Genomic DNA, 1,405 nt, shown 5'->3' on the forward strand with positions numbered 1-1,405 from the left:
CCAATGTCATTAAGTTAAGCTAACGGGATAGTGACAGTGATAAATTCTTATTAAGTTAAGCCTGGATACAATTCTATATCCAGGCCTTTACTTACGTTACAGTTAAAAATGTGGTATTTAAGGTATGACGAAAAGGCAAATTTTTGCACTTCAAAAAAATTTGCCTGTGACTCATATATGAAATATAATCAATGTAGCGCTATGATGCTTTTGTATTAAATGGTATAGCCGATTTAGGTTTCATATTGCGCTGATATTTTCTATCTGGTCTTACCGGGGCCAGATATTTTTTTATTCTTTTTATCATTTCTTTTGTACAGATTATTTTTCTTAACCAAAGCCTCATATTTGTTACGGCAGTAGATAAATTCACTTTGTAATGATGCTTCCTTTTGTCAGATTGTTCTACTTCGATTCTCTCAGTAATGATATTTGTTAAACAATGTAATAGAATTGCTGCATAGATTTCCTGTTGTATGAAATTACGTTTTTTTGAATGAAATGACATCATTCCAATGATGTATTTCAACATTTTAAACGCAGTTTCTATATTCCATCTCATGTGATACATCTTCTTTAGTTCATTTAAATCGAATTCATTTCTCGTTAAATTTGTTACCAGACATTCATAGGTTTCCTTTGTAATCTTAAAACGAACTACTCTTAGATTCAATTCATAAAACCCATCATCATCAAAATAATCAAAATCCGATTCTTTTTTCATAATGGTAAATTTATCTTTATTATTCTTCGTTTCATTTGTTTGTTTACGAGTCAGTATTTTAGTAACATCTAAATCAAATTCTTCATGTGGTAAATTCAGATTTGAAAGAATTGAACCAAATACATTTATATCTTTAATACGAAATACAAATTTCTGATTATTTTCTATACAACATGCCATTAGATTGTATTTCTCATAACCTCTATCAGCCGTAATAATCGAGTTTACAGGATAATCATGTCTCATAATCATTTTCATTAAAGCAGCACATTCTCTAGTCTTAGTAGCTGTATCAATACTTGTATCCCAGAAAACATGATTGATACAGTCATATAATCCGTTGATATGAAGCTGACTGAATGGTTTATTATTGCCGTTCTGTCTTTTAGTATCTTCATCCTTTTCATCATAGGCAATATTTACATCCGAACCATCGCAAGCTAGAACATGGTATCCTTTCCAAGTCTTGTAATCATCAAATGCATTCACAAACAGATGCATAATTCTTTGGAAAGCACTGATATCAAGCTTGTCTCTTTGTTGACAAAGAGCAGAAGCAGTAGGCAAAGAATCCAAGTCTGTAAAATATTCACACAACTCGGAGTTTAGACTTTTAGACTGCATCTGAACAATAAAGTGTATCAGAGTTTCAGCAGGCAGTTTTCTCTTACGAGTAAAATC

Annotated in this window: 1 protein-coding gene; it reads right to left on the reverse strand. The window is 31.3% G+C overall.

Going from position 1 to position 1,405, the window contains the following annotated elements; translation table 11 throughout:
* Positions 1-199: 199 nt before the first annotated feature.
* The coding region (locus tag LJE08_RS13515) for an IS4 family transposase (RefSeq protein ID WP_227403517.1) at positions 200-1,405 on the reverse strand (1,206 nt) is incomplete at its 5' end.

Origin of the sequence: Holdemanella sp. DFI.5.55, from assembly GCF_020593575.1 — a bacterium.
Classification (GTDB): domain Bacteria; phylum Bacillota_I; class Bacilli_A; order Erysipelotrichales; family Erysipelotrichaceae; genus Holdemanella; species Holdemanella hominis.